A 22843-nucleotide genomic window follows, 5' to 3' on the forward strand; every position below is an offset into this window, starting at 1 on the left:
CGACTCGGCGGGGGTGGGTCAGGTGGAGCTGACGCCTATGCGGCCTTCGCGGAAGGCCTCGACGAAGAGAGCGTGGTCGGTGCGGACCTGGCCGGCGTAGGCGACGCCGAAGTCGACCACCCAGTCGGTGAACGCGCGGCGTCGGCGCTCGACGGATGCGGCCACCGCCTCCTCCACCTGGAAGTCGACGAGGTCCTGGTCGCTGTCCTCGTCGGAGGCGCAGTGGATCTTCGCGGTGGCGCGCCCGAGCAGGTCGACCACCGCCGCCATGTCCTCCGGCTCGGTGATCGAGCCCCAGTCCAGGTCGAGCTCGTAGGGCGAGACCTCCGACACGATGTAGCCGACACCGTCGAGCTCGGTGTGGCCGAGCAGCGGGTCGGTGTGCACCTGCAGCGCCCGCTGGCTGACCGCGGTGCGATGGGCCTCGTGCGCGAAGTACCGGTCGACGGCCTCGGTGTCCACGAAGCGGCTCAGCGCCGGCACGTTCGCCTGCTTCATGGAGAGCACCACGTCGTTGTCGAGGGCCTGGCTGTACCCCTCCACCAGCAGGCTGTACGCCGGGAGCCCGGCGCTGCCGATGCCGAACCCGCTCTTGCCCACCACGTCGCGAAGCTCGTAGAACAGGTCCCGGTCGAAGCGCTTCGACGCCGGGATCGTCTCCAGGTAGCCCTCGAACGCCGCTCCCACCGCGCGCCGCTCCTCGCCCCCCAGGTGCCGCACGCTCGCGTCCTCCCGGAAGCGTCGCGTCCCCTCGCGCAGCTCGGTGGCACCGTCCAGGAAGTCCGCACGCCGCCGGAGTCGCGCGCGGCGCAGAGCATCGAGCACCGGGCCCTCGGTGTTGTCGAGGTGCAGGGCGAAGTCCTCGTCGCTCTCCGCGCTCCGGTAGTGGTCGACCTGTGCCAGGTAGGCGCGCACGAACCGGGCGACCAGGGAGCGGATGTCGGCGTCGGGCAGCGCCTTCTGCCAGCAGACCAGCGCCAGCGACGCCGCGAAGCGTTGGAGGTCCCAGGTGAACCGGCCGATGTAGGCCTCGTCGAAGTCGTTGACGTCGAAGACCAGGCGCCCGTCGGAGTTGAGGTACGTCCCGAAGTTCTCCACGTGCAGGTCGCCGTGCACCCAGATCCGCCCGCTGCGCTCGTCCGCGTAGGGATCCTCGGCCCATCGCGTCTCGCCGCGATAGCCGGTCACGTCCGCGTAGAACAGGCACGCGGTGCCCCGGTAGAAGGCGTGCGGATCGCGCGACATCGTGCGGAACTTCCCGCGGAACGCGACCGGATCCGCCTCCATCAGCGCCGCGAAGGCATCAGTGATGACCTCGATGATCAGGTCGGTGCGCACGCCCTCGTCGGTCATCGGCTCACGCCTGCGCCTGGTGGTTGGCCGTCGTCCGGCGGGTCGCCGAGGGCGCCCTCAGTCCGAGGCTGCGCAGCTCTGCTGCTGCCAGCGCGTCCACGGCGCGCGGATCACGGCGGCGCCAGGCGTCGGCTGGGTCCGGTCCGAGACTGGTGATCTGCGCCAGCGGCAGCCGGGCGAGCGCGCGCAAGGCCAGCAGATCCCGGTCGTAGTGCACCTCGAGCAGCCGCGAGGTCGCGGTGGCCTCGCGCACGTAGCGCACGCGGCCCGGCAGGTGGAACGGCATGGCTGCCATCACCGGGATCGCGACCACGGCCACGCCCAGCCACAGGGCCAGGTCCTCGACCGCCTCGACCTCCTGCAGACCCGCCTTGGCGAGGCTCGTGGAGGCCTTCTCGGCCTTCTCGAAGGTGTCCTTGATCCCCCCGCCGACGAGCGGGACACCGTCCAGCAGGTCACCGGCGTCGCCGAGGCCGTCAGCGAGGCTGGAGCCGGCGCTCGCGGCGTCGCGCCCCGGTCCGGCGAGCGCCAACGTCTTGTCGTGCACGGTGACCCCGAACCAGACCCAGCCCACGACCCAGGCCACGAAGAGGAGGTCGGCGACGATCTGTCGGGTACGACGGGAGCCGGTGTCGGCGTACAGCTTCATGGCCCCCATCCGATCAGCCCCGGGCAGCTGAGTCGAGCACCGTCCACTGGGTAGTCCTACTCAGTCGGATCGGGTAGCCGCACGGATTCGCCACGTCGCGGGCGACGGCAGGCTCTGGGCCATGGACAACAACACCAAGCCCCAGGCCCGCAACACCAACGCCTTCTTCGCCCAGGCCGCCATCGCCTTCGGTGCCGCGCTGCTCACCATGATCGTCGCGATCCTCTACCTGCCCGTGGACCCGTGGATCCGCTCATTCCTCGGTCTGGGCACGCTGTTCCTGACCACCTCGTGCTTCACCCTCGCCAAGTGCGTGCGCGACGCCCAGGAGAACCAGTACGTCGTGGCCCGCCTCGACCAGGCCCGGGTGGATCGGATCCTGGCCGAGCACGACCCGTTCCGGGCCGTGTCCTGACGGCCGCCGAGCCCGTCCTCCTCGATCCGGCGCGCCCTCCCGCCCAGACGGGGCGATGTGACCAACACAACGTTTCGATCCCGATTGGTAGAACGTGTTCTCGGGAATGGGAAACCCGACCTGCTCGGCAGACGCCGTGCTTGAATCGCACCAAGGCCAGACCTACCGAAGGGATGTCACGTGGCGCGCAAGAGCCCGCTCGGCAAGATCAAGGACGCAGCGTTCGACACGATCAAGGACCCATTCGGCGCCGCCGAGAAGGCGGTCGGCCAAGCCCGTGACACAGCGGCCTTCGGGGTCTCGGTGGCCACCCAGGTCACCCGTACCGCGGCCTCGATCGCGACCGAGACCGTCACCCAGTTCACCGTCGGCGCCCGCAGGCCGGTGACGCCTTCGGCGCCGGTGAGCAAGCCCGCCTCCGGTGCCGCTGGGGCAGGCGCCCCGGCTGCCAAGGCCGCGCCTGTGGAGTCTGAGCGGCCCAGGCCGCACGGCGATGCGCTGGCAGAGACGCCGCCCACCGCCCCGGTGAAGAAGGCGGCGAAGAAGGCGGCGAAGAAGGCCCCTGCCTCGAAGGCACCCGCGGCCAAGGCACCCGCGGCCAAGGCACCAGCGGCCAAGGCGCCCGCGGCCAAGGCACCGGCCGCCAAGGCACCTGCCCCGAAGGCGCCCGACGCGAAGCCGACGGTCACCAAGCCGCCCACGGAGCCGGATCTCGCCACCCCGCTGGCGAAGAAGGCCGCCAAGAAGTCGGCCACGAAGACCACGAAGAAGGCGCCGGCGAAGGCGACGAAGAAGGCAGCCAGCTCGAGCTCGAGCGCTCCCGAGGTCGACGTCACCCCGGCGGACATCGCCAAGGTGGTCGAGCAGAAGCCGGCCGCTGAGAAGGCCGCCGCCACCCAGGCGGCGGCGAGCGTCGCGCAGCCCGCCCCCAAGCCGGACTCCGCCCCGGGCGACAAGCTGCCGACCAAGAAGGCCGACTCGGGCAGCGACACCCCGGCCAAGACCGCCAAGAAGGCGCCGGCCACGAAGACCGCCGCCAAGAAGGCCAGCCCGGCTGCCCCGACGGCCGCCAAGAAGGCCCCCGCCAAGACGGCCTCGAAGAGCGCTACGCCGACCCCGTCCAGCCCTGCGAGCAGCGGCGGCAGCAGCGGTGGCAGTAGCGACAGCGCCCGCAAGGACGCCGGCTCCCCGTCGAGCGCCGAGCCCCTGATCGATCCGGCCACCGCGAAGGCGGTCCGCAGCGAGCAGGCGACGCTGTCGCAGGCGGCCGAGCCCGACAAGGGCTGAACACCCGGCCAGCCCGACGAGAAGGGGCGCTCGCGCAGATGCGCGAGCGCCCCTTCTTTCGTGTCCGGGACCGGGCTACCGCAGCTCGGCGCTGGTCAGGCCGAGGATCCGCCGCGCCACGATCAGCTGCTGGATCTGCTGGGTGCCCTCGAAGATGTCCAGGATCTTCGAGTCTCGTGCCCACTTCTCGAGCAGCTCGTTCTCGCTGTAGCCCAGCGAGCCGCACAGCTCCACACAGCTCAGCGTGATGTCGGAGCCGACGCGCCCCGCCTTGGCCTTGGCCATCGACGCCTCGAGGGAGTTCGGCTTGCGGTTGTCGGCCATCCACGCCGCCTGCAGGGTGAGCAGGTGCGCCGCCTCCCAGTCGGCCTCCATCTGCAGGAACTTCGCCGCGGCGGCGGACTGGACGGCGCTGGGCCGGTCGTAGTCGACGACCACCCCTGCCCGCTCGAGCAGCTCCCGGGTCAGGTCCAGGGCGGCGCGCGCACACCCGACCGCCATCGCGGCCACCAGCGGCCGGGTGTTGTCGAACGTCGCCATCGCGCCGGCGAACCCCTGCTTGGGGTCGATGTCCGGACTGCCCAGCAGGTTCTCGGCCGGCACCCGGCAGTCGTCGAAGATGATCGTGGCGGTGTCGGAGGAGCGGATCCCGAGCTTGTGCTCGAGACGCTCCACGCGCATCCCCGGGGTGTCCTTGGGAACGACGAACGACTTGATCGCCGCCCGGCCCAGCTCGCGGTCGAGCGTCGCCCAGACGACCACGGCGTCGCAGCGCCCACCGGCGGTGACGAAGATCTTCTCGCCGTTGATGACGTACTCGTCGCCGTCCAGCACCGCGGTGGTCTTGATGTTGGCCGAGTCGGAGCCGGTGCCGGGCTCGGTGATCGCCATGCCGGCCCAGACGTCGGCGAAGCGCGCGGCCTGCTCGTCGTTGGCGACCGAGGCGATCGCGGAGTTGCCGAGGCCCTGACGCGGCATCGAGAGCAGCAGGCCGACGTCGCCCCAGCACATCTCCTGCACGGAGAGCACCGAGGCGAGGTTGGCGCCGTTCTTCACGCCCGCGTCGACGGGTGCGGATTCGTCGCGTCGTACGCCGGCCGCGCCCGCGCCCTCCGAGGCGCCGGACTCCGACAGCCCGTCGATCATCGCGGCGAGCATGTCGAGCTCCTTGGGGTAGGCATGCTCGGCCCGGTCGTACCTGCGCGAGATGGGGCGCAGCATGTTCATCGCGACCTGGTGGGCCTGGCCGGCCAGCGGACGGAACTTCTTGGGGTTCTCGAGACTGATCATGATGTGGTCCCGGTCCTCAGACCAGGACACCTCCTTCCGCTAGGCCGATCGCTCGCAGGTCGCGGTACCACCGCTCCACCGGGTGCTCCTTGACGAAGCCGTGGCCGCCGAGCAACTGGACGCCGTCGAGGCCGATCTGCATGCCCTTGTCGGCACAGAGCCGCCGCGCGAGGGCGACCTCGCGGGCGAAGTCCTTGCCCTGGGCGGCACGCGAGGCGGCCTTCCAGGTGAGCAGCCGCATCGACTGCAGCTCGATGGCGATGTTGGCGACCATGAAGGCCACCGACTGGCGGTGGCTGATCGGCTCCCCGAAGGCCTCCCGCTCGTTCACGTACGGCGTGACGTAGTCGAGCACCGCCTGCCCGGTGCCGACCGCCAGCGCGCACCACGCCAGGCGGGAGAGCCGCACGCACTCGGTGTACGTGGTGCCGTCGGTGCTGCCGAGGACCGCGTCGGCCGGCACTCGGACGCCCTCCAGACCGACCCGGGCCAGCGAGGCGGCGCGCAGGCCCATCGAGGGGTCCGCCTCCACGCTCAGCCCGGTCGTCGAGGACTCGACCAGGAACAGGACCGGCTGCCCGTCCAGCTGCGCGCCGACGACCAGCAGCTCGGCCTCGGCGCCGCGCGGGACCATCGACTTCACACCGTCCAGGACGTAGCCGTCGCCGACCCGACGCGCCGTGGTGCTCGGCGCCAGGGCGTCGAAGAGGACCGTGGGCTCGGCCAGGGCCAGCGCCGCGGCCGGCACCTCGTCGCCGGTGAACGCCGGCAGGTAGGTCTGCTGCTGCGCGTCGGTGCCCCACAGCGACAGCGCGGTGGCGACCGCCCCCGGCGCGAGCGCGGCCACGGCCAGGCCCATGTCGCCGCGCGCGAGCGCCTCGGCGACCAGGGCTCCGGCCATCGCGGAGCGCTCCTCGGAGATGCCGCCCAGCGACTCCGGCACCCCGAGGATCGGCAGCCCGATCTCGAGGCTGGAGGCGAGCAGGTCCGCGGGCGCCGCACAGGCCTCGTCGGCCGCGGCGGCGGCCGGGCGGACGACCTCGGCGGCGAACTCCCCCACCACGTCGACGAGCATCTGCTCGTCCTCGGTGGGCGTGAGGTCGAAGACGCCGGGCCGCGGCGCGGCCGGGACGCGGACACCGCTGGCGCCCTTGCGCCCCCGGGCCGCGAAGGTGCGGCTGGCCGCGCCGACCGTGCGGAAGCCGCTGCGGGTGGCGGTGAAGACGGCCTGCTCGGTCTGCTTGCGCAGTCCGAGCCGGTCGATGAGGTCGCTCTGGGCGACCACGTTCAGGGCGGCGACCGCGTAGCCGATCGGGTCGCGCTTCTCGCGTGACGACAAGCCGTGCCGGCGACCAGGCCGGGGGCTGGTGGTGAGTGACATGAGCTGACTGTAACTTGCAGTTACACTCCGCGCCACGCTCACGCCGGTGGCTTCGCTCACGCGGTGGGCTGCGGCGTAGGATCGGGCACCATGTCCCCCGAGTCCGAGTCCTCCGTCCTGACCCCGTACGGCCCGCTGCCCGAGGGCGGCACCGTGCGCCCGATGACCCGCTGGGGCGCCCCGGTGATGCACCGCCCGCAGGCGCGCGTCACGTCGTACGACGAGGAGCTGCGCACGCTGGTGGCGGACATGGTGGCCACGATGTACGCCGCGGACGGCGTCGGCCTGGCCGCCTGCCAGATCGGCGTGGATCTCGCGGTGTTCGTCTTCGACTGCCCCGACGAGAGCGGCCAGCGCACCGCCGGGGTGGTCTGCAACCCCGTGCTCACCCTGCCCGAGGGCAAGGACCGCCACCTCGACGAGGACCTCGAGGGCTGCCTGTCCTACCCCGGCGCCTTCGTGCCGTGCGCGCGCCCCGACTTCGCGAGCGTCACCGGCACCGGCCTCGACGGCGAGCCGGTGGAGTACTCCGGCGACGGGCTGCTGGCCCGGTGCCTGCAGCACGAGACCGACCACACCCTGGGCACCGTCTTCGGTGACCGGCTGGCCACCAAGCAGCGCAAGCGGCTGGCCAAGCAGCACGACAAGGCGGCCGAGGAGTTCGGCGAGGGTTGGCCCGCGTGAGCGCCCCTGCCCGGCGACGCACCGAGCCGGCGCCGGCGCCGGCGCCCCCGGTGCGCATCGAGCGGCTGCCGCTGGCCACCCTCCGGGCGCTCGCCGACGGCGACCTGGCCGCGGCGCAGGAGAGCTCTCCGGTCGCGCTCACCGAGTGGCTCGCCGGCACCGACTGCACGAGCATCTGGCGGATGCGCGCCGCCCAGCTCCCCGAGCATCCCGAGGACGTGGACTGGGTGACCGGCGTCCTGGTGGACGAGGCCACCGGCGAGGCTGTCGGGCGCGCCGGCTTCCACGCCGCGCCCGATCCGGCCGGGCTGGTGGAGGTCGGCTACGGCGTCGACCCCGCCCGCCGTCGGCGCGGCTACGCGCGTGCGGCGCTGGCGCTGATGGTCGATCGGGCCCGCCACGACCCCGCCGTACGACGGGTCCGGGCCTGTGTCTCCCCCGACAACGACGCGTCCCTGGCGCTGGTCCGCGAGTTCGGCTTCTTCCCGATCGGCGAACAGTGGGACGAGGAGGACGGGGTCGAGCTGATCCTGGAGATCGACGTCGCGCAGGACGCCCGGTGAGCGCGCTCGACGCGGACCGCGTGCGCGCCGCCGCCCGTGACTGGGTGTGGGTGCCTCCCGACGCCCAGGACGTGCTCACCGACGACTACCGGCTGACGATCTATCCGGGCTGGGCCACCAGCGTGCAGTACTCGGTGACCACGCGTCCGGTCACCGAGGTGGTCGCGTCGGTGCTGGCGCGCGCCGAGGAGGCCGGCAGCCCGCTCGTGCGCTGGTGGGTCACCGAGGCCACGGTGCCGCCCGACACCGCGAGCACCCTGCGCGAGCTCGGCTTCCGGCAGGCCGAGGTGCTCGACGTGCTCGCCCTCGACCTGAGCGAGCCCGACGCGCTGCTCGCCTCCCTCGACGTCCCCGGCGACGTCCACGTCACGATCCCCACGGACGCCGACAGCATCTCCGAGGCCGCGCTGCTCGCCGCGCGGATCTTCGACGACTATGCGCCGACGCCGGCGCAGCTGCGCGGTGAGCTGGACCAGCTGACCCTCCCCCTGGACGGCCGGGTGCCGGTGGCTCGGCGCTACCTGGCCCGATGGGGCGCGCCGGACGGGCCCCTGGTGGGCACGGGTGGGCTCACCCGGGTCGCGGACTCGGGTCGGCTGTGGGGTGCGGCCGTGGAGGAGGGGGTGCGCGGACGGGGCGTCTACCGCGCGCTGCTGGCCGCGCGCTGCCGCGACCTCGCGGCCCACGGCGCCGACTTCGCGCTGGTCAAGGCGCGCGTCGACACGTCCTCACCGGTGCTGCGGCGGGTGGGCTTCCAGCGGTTCGGTGGAGAGTCCGCCTGGGAGCTGGCGCTCGGCTGAGACGTCCTGCCGCACAGCGTGAGGGGATGGCTGCATGGAGCTGACCATTCGGCGATGGTGCGGCACCTGTGAGGGGCACCGGACGGTCGCTTGGTCGGCGCCGTGCAGTCCGACGCTCTCGGAGCGCGGCAGGCGGTGAGCCCGCTCAGGGCGCGGGCACCGCGCCCGGGCCTTCTCCCGGCCGCACCCGGCTCGGGGCCGTCGAAACGGCCAGGGCCCGGCCGGCGACGAGCACGGCGCCCACCGCCAGCACGAGGGCCAGCACGAACGGCACCGCGTACGCCGTGGTGGTCCGGTCGGTGACCAGCGTCGTGAACAGGGCCCCGGCCGCGGCCAGCCCGACGGCGATCCCGACGTACTCCATGATCTGTCCCGCCGAGGAGTTGGCGCCCTGGTCCGGGCCCTGGGAGTAACGCAGCAGCAGCACCGAGAGCCGGGGGTAGGACAGCCCCATCCCGGCACCGGCCAGCGTCCAGGTGACGATCGCGAGCGCGGGGTGCAGGTCGAGGACCACCACCACCAGCGCCGCCAGCACACCGACGCCGATCAGGATCGGGCCGGCCCGCAGGACCGCCGCCTCACGGGCCCCGTTGCCCAGCCGCGACTGCAGCCACGAGGCACCCGACCAGGTCAGCGCGCCGGTGGTGAGCACCAGGCCGGCGGCGCTGGGGGCCAGGTCGTAGCGCTCGGTGAGGACCAGCGGGAGGTACACCTCGGCGGTGAAGTAGCTGGCCCCGAGCAGTCCGCGCATCGCCACCACCGCCGGCAGGCCGCGCGCCGCGTGCAGGGTCCCGGCCGGGACCAGCCGGCGCAGCGCGAGCGGCAGGGCCACCACGGTGACGACCACCGCCACCACGACCAGCTGCCAGGAGTGCTCGGCTCCCTCGCCGGACCCCACGTGCAGGACGAGCACCGAGACCGCGATGACCACGCCGGCCACCAGCCGGCGCGCGCTCCACGGCGCGGCGTCGCCGGCTCCCTGCGCCAGGCGGGGGTCGGCGAGGCCGGCGCGCAGCAGCAGCACCGTGGGCAGGATGAGGGCGCCGACGCCGAGGAAGACCCAGCGCCAGCCGAGGTGCTCGGTGACCAGCCCGGCGGCCAGCGGCCCGACCAGCGAGGGCACCACCCAGGCCGCCGCGAACGCCGCGAAGATCCGCGGGTGCAGCTCAGCGGGGTAGATCCGGGCCACCACCACGTAGAGCGCGACCACCATCCCGGCGCCGAAGCCCTGCACGATCCGGCCGACCACGAGGACACCCATCGACCCCGCCACTCCGGCGAGGACCAGACCGGCGGTGAACATCACCACCGTGGCGAGCAACGGGGTCCGTGGGCCGACCCGGTCGCACCAGGTGCCGACCACGACCATCGCCAGGACGCCGGTGGCCATCGGTCCCGCGAACGCCAGCGCGTACATCCGCAGCCCGCCGAGCTCGTCGCTGATCGTGGGCATCGCGGTGGTGACCGCGAGCGCCTCGAAGGCGTTGAGCACGATCAGCACCACCATGCCCACGGTCAGGGCGCGATAGGGCGGAGCCAGCGGGCCCGGCGGGCGGGAGGTCGTGCGCGTCACGAGAGGTGCACCTAGACCTCAGCCGCGGCCGGGCCCGGCCGGGGCCCGGCGTGCGGTGACGTAGCAGGCGACGGCGGTCGCGGCAGCGACGTTGAGGGAGTCGATGCCCTCGCGCATCGGGATGATCGCCCGGCGATCGGCGGCCTGCTCCCAGCGCGGCGAGAGTCCCGGCCCCTCGGAGCCGAGGACCAGGGCCACCTTGTCGACGCCCGCGACGGCGGCCTCGATGTCGGTGGCGTCGTCGGCCAGGGTGAGCGCCACCGTCGTGAAGCCGTACGACGCGAGCCGCGGCAGCGCGTCGTACCAGTCGTCGAGGCGGGTCCACGGGACGGTGAACACCGCGCCCATCGCCACCTTGATCGCACGCCGGTAGAGCGGGTCGGCGCAGCGCGGGGAGAGCAGTACGGCGTCGAAGCCCAGCGCGGCCCCGGAGCGGAAGATGGCGCCGACGTTGGTGTGGTCGACGATGTCCTCCAGCACCAGCACCGACCGGGCGCCGGCGAGCACCTCCTCCAGGGACGGCAGCGGGCGGCGCTCCAGGGAGGCGAGCGCGCCGCGGTGCACGTGGAAGCCGGTGACCTCCTCGGCGAGCGCCTCGGTGACCACGTAGCACGGGGCGTCGGTCGTCGCCAACACGTCGCTGAGCCCCTCCAGCCAGCGCTCGGCCATCAGGAAGGACCGTGGGGTGAAGCCGCCCTCCACGGCCCGGCGCACCACCTTCTCGCCCTCGGCGAGGAAGAGCCCGTGCTCGGCCTCCAGGTGCTTGCGCAGCTCGACGTCGCGCAGGTCGCGGTAGTCGGCCAGCCGCGGGTCGCCGGGGTCGGTGATCGTGACGAGCTCAGCCACGGCTGTAGCGCTCCGGTCGGGCGACGGCGACGACCTCGCCGACCACGATGATCGCCGGTGGGCGGACCCGGTGGGCGACGATGTCGTCGGCCAGCTCGCCGAGCGTGGACAGCACCGTGCGCTCCTCGGGCATCGTGCCCTCGATGATCACCGCGACCGGGGTCTTCGGGTCACGACCGCCGGCCGTCAGTGCCGCGGCGATCGGCGCGGCGTTCTGCACGGCCATAAGCAGCACCACCGTCCCGCGCATCCGGGCCACCGCCGACCAGTCGACCAGCGACTCCTCGTGCCCGGGCGGGAGGTGCCCGGAGATGACCGTGAACTCGTGGGTGACGCCGCGGTGGGTGACCGGGATCCCGGCGCGGGCCGGCACCGAGATGGCCGAGGAGAGGCCGGGGATGACGCTGACCGGCACGCCGGCCGCCTCGCAGGCGAGGATCTCCTCGTAGCCGCGGCCGAAGACGAAGTTGTCGCCGCCCTTGAAGCGCACCACCCGCTTGCCGGCCAGTGCACGCTCCACGATCACCCGGTTGATCTCCTCCTGCGCCGCCGAGCGCCCGCGCGGCAGCTTCGCGACGTCGATCAGCTCCACCTCCGGGGAGAGCTCGTCGAGCAGCTCGCGCGGGGCGAGCCGGTCGGCCACCACCACGTCCGCGGAGGCCAGCGCGTGCCGGGCGGCGACGGTGACCAGCTCGGGGTCACCCGGCCCGCCCCCGACCAGCACGACTCCCGGCGTACGGTCCTGGGCACCGCGGGCGGTGATCCGGCCGTCCCCCAGCGCGGCCATGATCTCGTCGCGCACGCCGGAGGACTTGCGCGGCTCGCGGTTGCCGAGCACCGCCACCGTCATCGAGCCGTGGCGCCCGACCGCGGGCGTCCAGGCGGTGGCCGAGCGGGCGTCGTCGGCGCGGACGCAGAAGATCCGCCGTTCCTCGGCGGCTGCCGCCACCGCGGCGTTGACCTCGGGTGAGTCGGTGGCGGCGATCACGTACCAGCTCTCCTCGAGGTCGCCGGTCTCGAAGCGGCGCCGGTGCCAGGTGATCTCCGGGGCCAGCCCTTCGAGCGCGGGCGTGACCTCCGGGGAGACCAGCACCACGTCCGCGCCGGCGGCGATCAGCGCCGGCACCCGGCGCTGGGCGACGTGCCCGCCGCCGACCACCACGACGCGACGCCCGTGCAGGCGCAGGCCGACCGGGTACGGCGGGTGCTCGTCGAGGTCGGGGGCCGGGTGGCGCGGCTCCATCATCCCTCCTTGCGGGCGACGCCCGCGGAGTCGAAGGTGGCCATCTCGTCGAGGATCAGCGCGGCCGAGCGGACCAGCGGGAAGGCCAGTACCGCGCCGCTGCCCTCGCCCAGGCGCAGGTCGAGGTCGACCAGGGGGCGCAGCCCCAGCGCGGCCAGGGCGGCGGCGTGGCCGGACTCCAGCGAGCGATGCCCGGCCAGGCAGTACGCCGTGACCTGGGGGGCGAGGGCCTGGGCGACCAGCGCGGCGGACCCGGCGATGATGCCGTCCAGGATCACCGGGACCCTGGCGGCGGCGGCGCCCAGCACGAAGCCCGCGATCGCCGCGTGCTCGAGGCCGCCCACCTCGGCGAGCACGTCGAGCGGGTCGGGATCGGCGCCCAACCGGGCCACGGCCGCCTCGACCACCCGGGTCTTCAGGGCCAGGGTCTCGTCGTCGATGCCGGTGCCGCGGCCGGTGGCCGTGCCGGCGTCGACCCCGCCCAGGGCGGCGACCAGGCAGGCCGAGGGGGTGGTGTTGCCGATGCCCATGTCGCCGGTGATCAGCAGGTCGTGCCCGGCGTCGACGAGGCGGCGGGCGATCTCGATGCCCACGCCGACGGCCTGCTCGGCCTCGGCGCGCGTCATCGCCGGCCCGACCGCGAGGTCGGCGGTGCCGGCGCGGACCTTGCGGACCAGGACGGTGTCGTCCGCGGCGACCTCGCCGGCCACTCCCACGTCCACCACGACCACCTCGGCGCCGACGCTGCGCGCGAGCACGTTGACGGCCGCGCCGCCCGCCCGGAACGTCTCCACCATCGCGCGGGTGACCTCCTGGGGCCACGGCGAGACCCCCTGGGCCAGCACGCCGTGGTCGCCGGCGAAGACCGCCACCGCCGGGCGAGCGGGCACCGGGGGCGGGCAGCTGCGGCTGATCCCCGCCAGCTGCACCGAGACGTCCTCGAGCACACCGAGGGCTCCGGCGGGCTTGGTCAGCTGCGCCTGCCGCTCGCGGGCCTGCGTCAGAGCCGCGGAGTCGGGCGGCTGGATGCTGGCCAGGGTCTGGGCGATGAGGTCGCGGTTCACCCCGACATTCTCCCCGAGGAGGCTCGGCGTCTTGCCACCCGTCCACTAACGTCTCGGCCATGAGCATCGAGCGTCCCGTCGCCCCCAACCCCTACGACCTGCTTCCGCCGACCGCGTCGTTCACGGTGACCAGCACCGACGTCACCGACGGTCGGCCGCTCAAGGACGACCAGGTCGCCGACAAGGGCAACACCTCACCGCAGCTGAGCTGGGAGGGCGCGCCCGCGGGCACGAAGTCCTACGTGGTCACCTGCTTCGACCCCGACGCGCCGACGCCCAGCGGCTTCTGGCACTGGGTGCTGGTCGACCTGCCCGCCGACGTCACCTCGCTCGACACCGGCGCGGCGGCCGGTGACCTGCCCGGCGAGGCGTTCCACGTCCGCAACGACGGCGGCGACCGGGGGTTCATGGGTGCCGCTCCCCCGCCCGGCGACCAGGTGCACCGCTACTTCTTCGTGGTGCACGCGGTAGGCGAGGAGACCCTCGGCGTGGACGCCGAGGCCTCCCCCGCGGTGGTGTCGTTCAACCTGGCGTTCAAGACGCTCGGCCGCGCCATCCTCCACGGGACCTACCAGCACTGACGCTGCCGTCCGCGGCCTGCCGGCGGAAGACCCAGACCCGCATCGCCACGAAGCGCAGCAGGGTGACCACCAGGTTGGCCACGGTGAGCACCGCCACCTCGACGCGCTGGTCCTCGACCCCGGCGCCCTGCAGCAGCCACAGCGCGCCACTGGTCACCGCGAGCCCGACGCCGAAGACCACCAGCCCGCGCAGCTGGTGCCGCAGGGCGCCGTCTCGCCCGCGCACGCCGAAGGTCAGTCGCCGGTTCGCCGCGGTGTTGGCGATCGCGGTCAGCAACAGCGCCGGCAGGTTCGCCAGGAACGGCGAGGTCACCCCCCGCAGCAGCAGGAACAGCACGGCGTACGCCGCGGTCGAGGCGACCCCGACCAGCGCGAACAGCACGACCTGCATGCCGAGTCGGCCCCCTCCCGCGTCCGCCGACGCCCGGCCCAGCCGGGCGGCGACCTGCGAGACGGGCAGCCGGCCGGTCACCAGACCGCTCCCGACGCGGAGGATCCCGCGGACGTCGTCTAGGGCGGTGCGGACGACGTCCACCCGGCTGTCCGGGTCGTCGACCCAGTCCACCGGGACCTCGTGGATGCGCAGGCCGGCCCGCTCGGCGAGCACCAGCAACTCGGTGTCGAAGAACCAGCCGTCGTCCTGGACCAGGGGCAGCAGCTCCCGGGCGACGTCCGACCGGATCGCCTTGAACCCGCACTGGGCGTCGGAGAACCTCGCGTGCAGCGTCCCGCGCAGCAGCAGGTTGTAGCAGCGCGAGATCAGCTCCCGCTTGGGCCCGCGCTGCACCCGGGCGCTGCGGGCGAGCCGGGTGCCGATGGCGACGTCGGAGTGGCCGCTGATCAGCGGCGCCACCAGCGGGAGCAGAGCGGTCAGGTCGGTGGACAGGTCGACGTCCATGTACACCAGCACGGCGGCGTCCGAGGTCGACCAGACCCGCTTCAGCGCACGGCCGCGGCCCTTCTCGGCCAGGCGCACCACGCGGACGTCGTCGTAGGCGCGCGCCAGCCGGCGCGCGAGCACCGCGGTGCCGTCGGTGCTGGCGTTGTCGGCGATCGTCACCCGGCTCGACCACGGCAGCGTGGCGAGGTGCTCGCGGACCCGCTCGACCGAGCGGGTGAGGTCGCGCTCCTCGTTGTAGACCGGGATCACCACCTCCAACGTGGTCACGGCCGCAGCCGGCTCACGGACGGGCGAGATGGGGAGCAGGGCGCTCATGCCGCATCCCCGTTGTCCCTGATCGGGCTGGTCAGGTCGTAGACGGTGACGCCGTCGACGGTGGTCGAGGAGAAGCTCTCCTCCACCCACGCGGCGATCTCGCTGCTGGCATCGCTGCCGCCCATCGAGGGGCCGAAGCCGTCCCCGCCGATGAAGTAGTGGATCTCTCCATCCGCGACGTACTGCTGGAACTGCTCGAGGGTGGGACTCGGGTCGGAGCCGTTGAACCCACCGATCGCCATCACCGGCTCCTCGGTGGCGAGCTGGTAGCCGGCCGCGCTGTTGGAGCCGACGGCGGCCGCGACCCAGGTGTAGTCCTCGGCGTCCTGCTCGAGCATCTCGGTCAGCTCCGCGCTCGGGTCGCTGCCGTGCAGCAGCCCTCCGGCGCCGCCACCCTGGCCGGGCGCCTGGCCCTGGCTCGGCGGCTGCATCTGGCCCTGGCCGGGGAGCTGGCCCTGCCCGGGGAGCTGGCCCTGTCCGGGGAGCTGGCCCTGGCCGGGCGGTGCACCGAACCCACCGAACGCGCCGTCCTGTCCGCCGTCCTGTCCGCCACCGGGGGCGCCGCCGGGGGCTCCACCGGGGCCGCCGCCGGGGCCGCCGCCGGCCACGCTCGGACCGGCGGTCGGCAGCGAGCCGGTGTGCGGCGTGCTCGCGGTCTGCACGGCGTACGCCGTCGGGCCGGCCAGGCAGGCGACCAGCGCGAGCAGTCCGGCGACGGCCGTGGCGCGGCGCGGCAGCCAGGCGAGCGCGGCGAGCGCCATCGCGGCCAGCAGGCCGACCACCAGGACCGACCAGCGCAGCCAGGGCAGGAAGTCGGGGCTGCGGCTGAGCAGCACGAACGCGGTCACCACGGTGGCCGCGACGCTCACGGCGGCGACCCCGCCGGCCTCGACCGTGTGCCGGTGCTGCCAGATCAGGGCGGCGCCGATGCCGACCAGGGCGGCGATGGCCGGTGCCAGGGCGACGGTGTAGTAGGCGTGGAAGATGCCGGCCATCAGGCTGAAGGTCAGGCCGGTGACCAGCAGCCAGCCACCCCACAGCACCAGTGCGGCGCGGGTCAGGTCGGTGCGGGCGCGGTGCCGGGTGAACCACAGCCCGGCCAGGAGCAGGATCAGCGCAGCCGGCAAGAGCCAGGCGATCTGTCCGCCGATCTCGCCGTCGAACATCCGGCCCAGGCCGGCCTCGCCCCACATTCCGCCGCCGGCGCCGCCGGGGCCGCCGGGGCCGCCACCGCCCACGGCACCGGTCTCGTTGCCGTTGAGCCGGCCGAAGCCGTTGTAGCCCAGGGTGAGCTCGAGGATCGAGTTGTTCTGCGAGCCGCCGATGTAGGGCCGGCTGGAGGCCGGCCACAGCTCGACGATCGCGACCCACCAACCGCCGCCCAGGACCATCGACGCGAACGCGACGAGCAGGTGGCTCAACCGCTTGAGCAGCCGCGGCCGACCGGCGATCAGGTAGACCAGCGCGAACGCCGGCAGTACCAGGAACGCCTGGAGCATCTTGGCGAGGAACGCCAGGCCGACCAGGGCGCCGGCGAGCGCCAGCCAGCGCACCGGATGTCCGGCCGGGGCGTCGGCGCCGCCTGAGCCGGCCTCGATGGCGCGCAGCACGGCGTACGCCGCAGCGACGAGCAGCAGCACGAGCAGGGCGTCGGGGTTGTTGAAGCGGAACATCAGCGCCGCCACCGGGGTCAGCGCCAGCGTGGCGCCGGCGAGCAGCGCGGCGCCCGCCGAGCCGGTGCTGCGCCGCACCGTGGCGGTGAGCAGCCAGACGGCCAGCACACCGGCGATGGCCTGGGGTACCAGGATCGCCCAGGACGACAGGCCGAAGATCCGCACCGCCAGCGCCATCGGCCACACCGAGAGCGGGGTCTTGTCGACGGTGATGCTGTTGGCGGCATCGGAGGAGCCGAAGAAGAACGCCTTCCACGACTCCGCCCCCGCCTGAGCGGCTGCGGAGTAGAAGCTGTTCGCCCAGCCCGACTCGGACAGGCCCCACAGGTAGAGGGCCGCCGTGCCGAGCAGCAGCGCGGCGAGCGCGACGCCGTACCGGCGCCCGGGACGGTGACCGGGCGCCCGTGCGGTAGCGGGCGGTGCGGACGGGACGGAGCTGGTGGGCAACACGGTGGTAGTCATGGCTCCACCGTGACGCCGGCGCCTCTGCCCCACCCATGCCGAGCCTGTGCCCTCCCTGTGAGCCCACCCCTCCAGCCCACCCCCCCTCCAGCCCAGCCCCCTCCAGCCCACCCCCCCTCCAGCCCAGCCCCCTCCAGCCCAGCCCCCTCCAGCCCAGCCCCCTCCAGGTCAGCCCCCTCCAGGTCAGCCCCCCTCCAGCCCAGACCCGGCAACCAGCCCCCTCAACTGCAGCCAGACCCCCACACCTGCACCCCGCGACCCGTCACTCCCTCGACCAAACACGCCGTGTCCCGCGGAGCGAATGACGGGTCGCCCCGGCACCCCGGCGACGACCGCACCACGCCGGTGTACGGCGTACGGCGTGGGGCACGCCTCACCCGCCGGCCCACTCGCCCACCGCCCGGATGGCGGGAACCGGCGGGACCCATGCCACGTCGCCAGCCGGCGCCACGACGTACGGCGGCACTCGGGCGACCCCGTGCGCGCCACGCCACTGGCCGGCCACCCCCTACCTACCTGCGCCGACCCGTCAATGCCTCCGCCGGACACGGCGTGTCACGTCGAGGGAGTGACGGGTCGCTCAGGTGCGGTGGAGGAGTTGTTCGAAGGGGACGAGGTGGGGGAAGGGTTGGGGGTTGGTGGGGGTGGCGTCGGGGTTGGGGCGGGCGCGGTGGGGGCCCAGGAGCAATGCGGCCAACTCGCCGGCGGCGCGCCGTACCCGCGCGTCGAGGTGGCCGGCGTCGCTGCTGCCGAAGTCCTCGCTGGCGGCGAAGACCCCGGTCGGCACCACGACCGCGCCGAGGTAGGCGAAGAGCGGGCGCAATGCGTGCTCGAGCACCAGCGAATGCCGGGCCGTTCCCGCGGTGGCGCCGATCAGCACCGGCTTGCCGCGCAGCAGGTCGGGCTCCAGCACGTCGAAGAACGTCTTGAACAGCCCGCTGTAGGAGGCCGAGAACACCGGCGTCACCGCGATCAGCGCATCCGCACGGCGCACCTGCTCGATCGCCTCCGCGAGCTCCCCCGAGGGGAACCGCGTCAGCAGGTTGTCGACCAGGGGATGGGCCAGCTCGCGCAGCTCGACGACGTCGAGCGAGAGCTCCTCCCCTGCCTCGCCCAGTGCGGACGCGGTGGCACCGGCCAGCTGGTCGGCGAGCAGCCGGGTCGAGGACGGGACGCTCAGCCCCGCCGAGACCACGACGATTCGGCGGCTCATGCGTCCTGCCTCGGCGCGATCGCCGCGAGGTCGCCGGCGGCGAGTCCTCGCTCGTCCCCGGCTCGACGGGTCTCGGCGAGCAGGCTGGCATGGGTCGGCGCATCCGGCACGTGAGCGGGCCGCAACGCCGCGAACTCCTTGCGCAGCACCGGCACGACCTCCTCACCGAGCAGGTCGAGCTGCTCGAGCACCGTCTTCAGCGGCAGTCCGGCGTGGTCCATCAGGAACAGCTGGCGCTGGTAGTCGCCGACGTAGTCGCGGAACCCGAGGGTCTTCTCGATGACCTCCTGAGGCGAGCCCACGGTCAGCGGCGTCTGCGCGGTGAAGTCCTCCAGCGAGGGCCCGTGCCCGTAGACCGGGGCGTTGTCGAAGTACGGCCGGAACTCGCGCACCGCGTCCTGGCTGTTGCGGCGCATGAACACCTGGCCGCCCAGGCCGACGATGGCCTGGTCCGCGCTGCCGTGCCCGTAGTGCTCGAAGCGACGGCGATAGAGCTCGACCATCTGCCGGGTGTGCGAGGCGGGCCAGAAGATGTGGTTGGAGAAGAAGCCGTCCCCGTAGTAGGCGGCCTGCTCGGCGATCTCGGGGCTGCGGATCGACCCGTGCCAGACGAACGGCGGTACGCCGTCCAGCGGGCGCGGCGTGGCGGTGAAGCCCTGCAGTGGGGTCCGGAACCGCCCCTCCCAGTCGACGACGTCCTCACGCCACAGCCGGTGCAGCAGCGCGTAGTTCTCCACCGCCAGCTCGATGCCCCGACGGATGTCCTTGCCGAACCACGGATACACCGGCCCGGTGTTGCCGCGCCCCATCATCAGGTCCATCCGGCCGTCGGAGAGGTGCTGCAGCGTGGCGTAGTCCTCCGCGATCCGCACGGGGTCGGTGGTCGTGATCAGCGTCGTGGAGGTGGAGAGGATGATCCGCTCGGTCTGGGCGGCGATGTAGGCCAGCGTGGTGGTCGGCGCCGAGGGGATGAACGGCGGATTGTGGTGCTGCCCGGTCGCGAAGACGTCGAGCCCGACCTCCTCCGCCTTCCTGGCGATGGCGACCGTGGCCTTGATCCGCTCGTGCTCGGTCGGGGTGCGACCCGTGGTCGGGTCGGTCGTGACGTCGCCGACCGTGAAGATGCCGAACTGCATCGCTGCTCACCGCTTCCGATGGTTGAAAAGCTAACTAGCCGTCCAACCACCTGCGCGGTCGCGCTATTCCCTCGAGTCCCCCAGCTCCTCCCAGCGCTACGACGTCGCGCGGCGCTGACGGGCCAGGGCGGCGACGGCGACGCCGGCGCCGAGCAGGAGCAGCGCGCCGGCCGCCGCCATGCCGGCCCAGGACCGCTCCGCTCCCGGGAACACCCGATCGACCACGGACTGAGCCGTCGACGTCGTCACCCGCGAGGCGCCGAGCACCCGAGTGCCGACGACCCGGTCCTGCGTCGAGCCCTGCACATCGGGACCACTGGACTCGCCGGCGGGACGCTCAGCGCCCGCGCCCGGACCGACCGGCGCGCGCCCGGCGCCCTCCGCGCGCGTGCCCGACGAGCCGCCCGGCCTGCCCTGACCGCCGCCGGTCGCCGTGGGCACGCCGCCCCCACCGCCGAGCGTGGCGCCCGGGCGCGGACCACCCGCAGGGCCCTCGGCGCCCCCGCTCGGACCAGGTCCTCGGGTCGGGGAGCCAGCCCCGGGAAGAGCGCCGCCGGGCGGCCGGTCCCCTCCGGTCCCGGGCTCGTTCCCGCGGCCCGGCTGGCTCCCGCGGCCGGGCTCGTTCCCGCGGCCCGGTTCGTTCCCGCGGCCCGGTTCGTTCCCGCGGCCCGGTTCGTTCCCGCGGCCGGGCTCGTTCCCGCGACCCGGTTCGTGCCCCCGGCCGGGTTCGTTCCCGCGGCCCGGTTCGCTCCCGCGGCCCGGCTCGCCCCCGCGGCCCGGTCCACCGCCGTGGTCGTCGTGACCACCGTCCCCGCCGTCGCGCCCGCCTCCGGGGGCGCGCCCACCGTCATTACCGCGCCCACCGTCACCGCCGCGGCCACCGTGGTCGCCATGGTCGCTGCCGCCGCGCCCACCGTGACCGTCACCGCCGCGCCCACGTGAGCCGACCGAGCCGCCGGGCCCGCCGCCGTGCCCACCGTCGCGAGACGCGGCCGCACCGGCCCGGGCAGAGCGATCGGCGTCCCCGGAGACCCCCGCCGCGGGCAGCGCCCCGGCGCCGACCAGCGTCGCCGCCAACGCCACCGCCGCCACTGCTCGTCCCGGCGTCACCCGTCCCGGCGCCACCTTGCCTGCCTTGTCCACCATGCGTCTCTTCCTCGCGTCTCGACCCTGCGCGTTCGCTCCGCAGACCCCAACGACGCGGCGAACACGGAGTTACCCCTTCTCCAGCGTGGTCCGCGCCACGCCCAGCTCAAGCCTTTTCTTGACTCGTTCCAGAAAAGGTGGTTGAGTCTGCGTCGTGCACCACCACCCCACCGCCTCGCCCGAGACGGTGTTGCGGACGGCCGGTCTTCGCGTCACGAAGCCCCGACTGGCAGTCCTCAGCGCCCTCGCCGCGACGCCCCACTCCGGAGCCGACGCCGTGCTCACCGCCGTACGGCGTGAGTTCGAGGTCTCCACGCAGGCGGTCTACGACGTGCTCAACACGCTCACCGAGAAGGGTGTGCTCCGCAAGTTCCACCCGGCCGGTTCCGTGGCTCGCTACGAGCTCAGCACCGGCGACAACCACCACCACCTGGTCTGCCGCGCGTGCGGCGCGGTCACCGACGTCGACTGCGCCACCGGCGCGGCCCCGTGCCTGGACCCGGCACAGCTGACCGATGGTGGCTTCGTCGTGGACGAGGCCGAGGTGACCTTCTGGGGACTCTGCCCCACCTGCCAGGCCGCCGCGCGGTCCGGCTCCACCGACTGACACACCCACACTTCGCCCCACCGGCATCCGACGCCCGGCGACAACAAGGAGACACACCTGATGAGTGACACCCGACCGCACGGCGGTTCCACGACCGCTTTCGGCAGCCCCGCCCCGAGCGACCGCAACACGCTGAGCGTCGGCGCCAACGGCCCGCTCCTGCTCCACGACGTCCACTTCATCGAGCAGATGGCGCACTTCAACCGGGAGAACATCCCCGAGCGTCGCCCGCACGCCAAGGGCTCGGGCGCCTTCGGCGAGTTCGTCACCACCGAGGACATGTCGGCCTACACCAAGGCGGCGCTGTTCCAGAAGGGCGCGAACACCGAGCTGCTGATCCGCTTCTCCACGGTCGCCGGCGAGCTCGGCTCGCCCGACACGTGGCGCGACGTGCGCGGCTTCGCGCTGAAGTTCTACACGACCGAGGGCAACTACGACATCGTCGGCAACAACACCCCGGTGTTCTTCCTGCGCGACCCGATGAAGTTCCCCCACTTCATCCGCAGCCAGAAGCGTCTGCCCGACTCCGGCCTGCGTGACGCCAACATGCAGTGGGACTTCTGGACCCTCAACCCCGAGTCGGCCCACCAGGTCACCTACCTGATGGGTGAGCGCGGCCTGCCCCGCACCTGGCGCCACATGAACGGCTACGGCTCGCACACCTACATGTGGGTCAACGAGGGTGGCGAGAAGTTCTTCGTGAAGTACCACTTCCACACCGAGCAGGGCATGGAGTTCTTCTCCGACGAGGAGGCCCAGGAGATGGCCGGGGCGGACGCGGAGTACCACCGCCGCGACCTGTTCGACTCCATCGCCGAGGGCGACTACCCGAGCTGGACGCTGAGCGTGCAGATCATGCCGTACGCCGACGCGGCCAACTACCGCTTCAACCCCTTCGACCTGACCAAGGTGTGGCCGCACTCGGACTACCCGCTGGTGAAGGTCGGCCGGATGACGCTGAACCGCAACCCCGAGAACCACTTCGCCCAGATCGAGCAGGCGGCGTTCTCGCCGGGCAACACGGTCCCCGGCATCGGCATGTCCCCCGACAAGATGCTGCTGGGCCGCTCGTTCGCCTACAACGACGCGCAGCGCAACCGCATCGGCACCAACTTCATGCAGCTGCCGGTGAACCGTCCCAAGACGGCCGTGAACACCTACCAGTTCGACGGCCAGATGGCCTTCGACCACTCGGGTGCCGCTCCGGTCTACGCGCCGAACTCGTTCGACCGCGGCTGGGCCGACGACGCCGCGACCCCGGAGGAGACCTGGGCCGTCGACGCCGAGCTGGTGCGCAGCGCCTACATGCTGCACGCCGAGGACGACGACTTCGGGCAGGCCGGCACGATGGTCCGCGAGGTCTTCAACGACGAGCAGCGCGAGCGGTTCGTCAACACGGTGGCCGGTGCCCTCGGCAGTGTCGAGCACCTCGGCATCCGCCAGCGGGCGTTCGACTACTGGAAGAGCGTCGACGCCGAGATCGGCAAGCGCATCGAGGTCAAGGTGCTCTCCCACGACGGTGACGCGCACGCCGTCACGGGCATGGGCGAGGACTGAGTCCTAGCCTCACCCTCAGCACCACCAGCACCACCCGCGAGGGGCATCCGGCACGTGCCGGGTGCCCCTCGCGGGCGTTGGCGTTCCGGGCCGCCCCCTTGTGG

General features: G+C 73.2%; 22 protein-coding genes. 9 read left to right on the plus strand and 13 right to left on the minus strand.

Going from position 1 to position 22843, the window contains the following annotated elements; all coding sequences use genetic code 11:
• Positions 1-18: 18 nt before the first annotated feature.
• Entirely contained in the window at positions 19-1353 is a 1335-nt protein-coding gene (locus AC6EH9_RS10430) for a DUF2252 domain-containing protein (RefSeq protein WP_498422848.1), read from the minus strand.
• A 4-nt stretch (positions 1354-1357) separates the two neighbouring features.
• Positions 1358-2002: a hypothetical protein gene (locus AC6EH9_RS10435; protein WP_498422850.1), complete on the minus strand. Its 645-nt coding sequence runs from the start codon at positions 2000-2002 to the stop codon at positions 1358-1360.
• Between the two features lie 121 nt (positions 2003-2123).
• On the opposite strand from AC6EH9_RS10435, the gene AC6EH9_RS10440 reads away from it, so the two are divergent.
• A complete protein-coding gene (locus AC6EH9_RS10440) occupies positions 2124-2417 on the plus strand; it encodes a YiaA/YiaB family inner membrane protein (protein ID WP_498422852.1) in 294 nt (97 codons plus the stop codon).
• Positions 2418-2597: 180 nt separating this feature from the next.
• The gene (locus AC6EH9_RS10445; protein WP_498422854.1) at positions 2598-3704 is read left to right on the plus strand and encodes a hypothetical protein; all 1107 of its coding nucleotides are present in this window, start codon (positions 2598-2600) and stop codon (positions 3702-3704) included.
• Positions 3705-3779: 75 nt separating this feature from the next.
• Here AC6EH9_RS10445 and AC6EH9_RS10450 read toward each other — a convergent pair whose 3' ends face one another.
• Together AC6EH9_RS10450 and AC6EH9_RS10455 are read right to left on the minus strand one after the other, a co-directional pair.
• Positions 3780-4994 carry an acyl-CoA dehydrogenase family protein gene (locus tag AC6EH9_RS10450; RefSeq protein WP_498422856.1) on the minus strand — a complete coding sequence of 405 codons (1215 nt, stop codon included), beginning with the start codon at positions 4992-4994 and terminating at the stop codon, positions 3780-3782.
• 16 nt (positions 4995-5010) lie between these two features.
• Positions 5011-6375 (minus strand): acyl-CoA dehydrogenase family protein, encoded by a 1365-nt coding sequence (locus AC6EH9_RS10455; RefSeq protein ID WP_498422857.1) that lies wholly within the window; start codon positions 6373-6375, stop codon positions 5011-5013.
• A gap of 90 nt (positions 6376-6465) precedes the next feature.
• Between AC6EH9_RS10455 and def the strand changes: the two genes are divergently transcribed.
• The 3 genes from def to AC6EH9_RS10470 are packed head-to-tail and all read left to right on the plus strand — an operon-like array spanning position 6466 to position 8422.
• Positions 6466-7059 (plus strand): peptide deformylase, encoded by a 594-nt coding sequence (gene def / locus AC6EH9_RS10460; RefSeq protein WP_498422860.1) that lies wholly within the window; start codon positions 6466-6468, stop codon positions 7057-7059.
• Positions 7056-7622: a GNAT family N-acetyltransferase gene (locus AC6EH9_RS10465; RefSeq protein ID WP_498422862.1), complete on the plus strand. Its 567-nt coding sequence runs from the start codon at positions 7056-7058 to the stop codon at positions 7620-7622. The genes def and AC6EH9_RS10465 overlap by 4 nt, the downstream gene beginning before the upstream one ends.
• Positions 7619-8422 carry a GNAT family N-acetyltransferase gene (locus AC6EH9_RS10470; RefSeq protein WP_498422864.1) on the plus strand — a complete coding sequence of 268 codons (804 nt, stop codon included), beginning with the start codon at positions 7619-7621 and terminating at the stop codon, positions 8420-8422. The genes AC6EH9_RS10465 and AC6EH9_RS10470 overlap by 4 nt, the downstream gene beginning before the upstream one ends.
• A 145-nt stretch (positions 8423-8567) precedes the next feature.
• Here the strand turns inward: AC6EH9_RS10470 and AC6EH9_RS10475 are convergent, their stop codons facing one another.
• The 4 genes from AC6EH9_RS10475 to cobT are packed head-to-tail and all read right to left on the minus strand — an operon-like array spanning position 8568 to position 13148.
• Positions 8568-9995 (minus strand): MFS transporter, encoded by a 1428-nt coding sequence (locus AC6EH9_RS10475; RefSeq protein WP_498422867.1) that lies wholly within the window; start codon positions 9993-9995, stop codon positions 8568-8570.
• 18 nt (positions 9996-10013) lie between these two features.
• Entirely contained in the window at positions 10014-10841 is an 828-nt protein-coding gene (locus AC6EH9_RS10480; protein WP_498422869.1) for a TrmH family RNA methyltransferase, read from the minus strand.
• Positions 10834-12084: a uroporphyrinogen-III C-methyltransferase gene (cobA, locus tag AC6EH9_RS10485; RefSeq protein WP_498422871.1), complete on the minus strand. Its 1251-nt coding sequence runs from the start codon at positions 12082-12084 to the stop codon at positions 10834-10836. Before cobA ends, AC6EH9_RS10480 begins: the two co-directional genes overlap by 8 nt.
• A complete protein-coding gene (gene cobT / locus AC6EH9_RS10490) occupies positions 12084-13148 on the minus strand; it encodes a nicotinate-nucleotide--dimethylbenzimidazole phosphoribosyltransferase (RefSeq protein ID WP_498422873.1) in 1065 nt (354 codons plus the stop codon). The genes cobA and cobT overlap by 1 nt, the downstream gene beginning before the upstream one ends.
• 59 nt (positions 13149-13207) lie before the next feature.
• Here cobT and AC6EH9_RS10495 point away from each other — a divergent pair, with 59 nt between their 5' ends.
• Positions 13208-13729, plus strand: a complete 522-nt coding sequence (locus AC6EH9_RS10495) for a YbhB/YbcL family Raf kinase inhibitor-like protein (RefSeq protein WP_498422875.1) — start codon at positions 13208-13210, stop codon at positions 13727-13729.
• Here AC6EH9_RS10495 and AC6EH9_RS10500 read toward each other — a convergent pair.
• From AC6EH9_RS10500 to AC6EH9_RS10520, 5 genes are all read right to left on the minus strand, one after another.
• Complete coding sequence (locus AC6EH9_RS10500; protein ID WP_498422877.1) at positions 13683-14945, minus strand: bifunctional glycosyltransferase family 2/GtrA family protein; 1263 nt, start codon at positions 14943-14945, stop codon at positions 13683-13685. The genes AC6EH9_RS10495 and AC6EH9_RS10500 overlap by 47 nt on opposite strands.
• Positions 14942-17080, minus strand: coding sequence for a glycosyltransferase family 39 protein (locus AC6EH9_RS10505; protein ID WP_498422879.1), 2139 nt, complete (start codon positions 17078-17080; stop codon positions 14942-14944). Before AC6EH9_RS10505 ends, AC6EH9_RS10500 begins: the two co-directional genes overlap by 4 nt.
• A 580-nt stretch (positions 17081-17660) precedes the next feature.
• Positions 17661-18293, minus strand: coding sequence for an FMN reductase (locus tag AC6EH9_RS10510; protein WP_498422881.1), 633 nt, complete (start codon positions 18291-18293; stop codon positions 17661-17663).
• Positions 18290-19429 (minus strand): LLM class flavin-dependent oxidoreductase, encoded by a 1140-nt coding sequence (locus AC6EH9_RS10515; RefSeq protein ID WP_498422883.1) that lies wholly within the window; start codon positions 19427-19429, stop codon positions 18290-18292. The genes AC6EH9_RS10510 and AC6EH9_RS10515 overlap by 4 nt, the downstream gene beginning before the upstream one ends.
• 96 nt (positions 19430-19525) lie before the next feature.
• Positions 19526-19870: a hypothetical protein gene (locus tag AC6EH9_RS10520; RefSeq protein WP_498422885.1), complete on the minus strand. Its 345-nt coding sequence runs from the start codon at positions 19868-19870 to the stop codon at positions 19526-19528.
• A gap of 357 nt (positions 19871-20227) precedes the next feature.
• Here AC6EH9_RS10520 and AC6EH9_RS10525 point away from each other — a divergent pair, with 357 nt between their 5' ends.
• The 3 genes from AC6EH9_RS10525 to AC6EH9_RS10535 all read left to right on the plus strand — a co-directional run bounded on the left by AC6EH9_RS10525 (position 20228) and on the right by AC6EH9_RS10535 (position 22739).
• Positions 20228-20371 (plus strand): hypothetical protein, encoded by a 144-nt coding sequence (locus tag AC6EH9_RS10525; protein WP_498422887.1) that lies wholly within the window; start codon positions 20228-20230, stop codon positions 20369-20371.
• 358 nt (positions 20372-20729) lie between these two features.
• Complete coding sequence (locus AC6EH9_RS10530) at positions 20730-21182, plus strand: Fur family transcriptional regulator (RefSeq protein WP_498422889.1); 453 nt, start codon at positions 20730-20732, stop codon at positions 21180-21182.
• A 60-nt stretch (positions 21183-21242) separates the two neighbouring features.
• Positions 21243-22739 (plus strand): catalase, encoded by a 1497-nt coding sequence (locus AC6EH9_RS10535; protein WP_498422891.1) that lies wholly within the window; start codon positions 21243-21245, stop codon positions 22737-22739.
• Positions 22740-22843: the final 104 nt, after the last annotated feature.

This window comes from Nocardioides sp. Z21_20 (assembly GCF_059766585.1).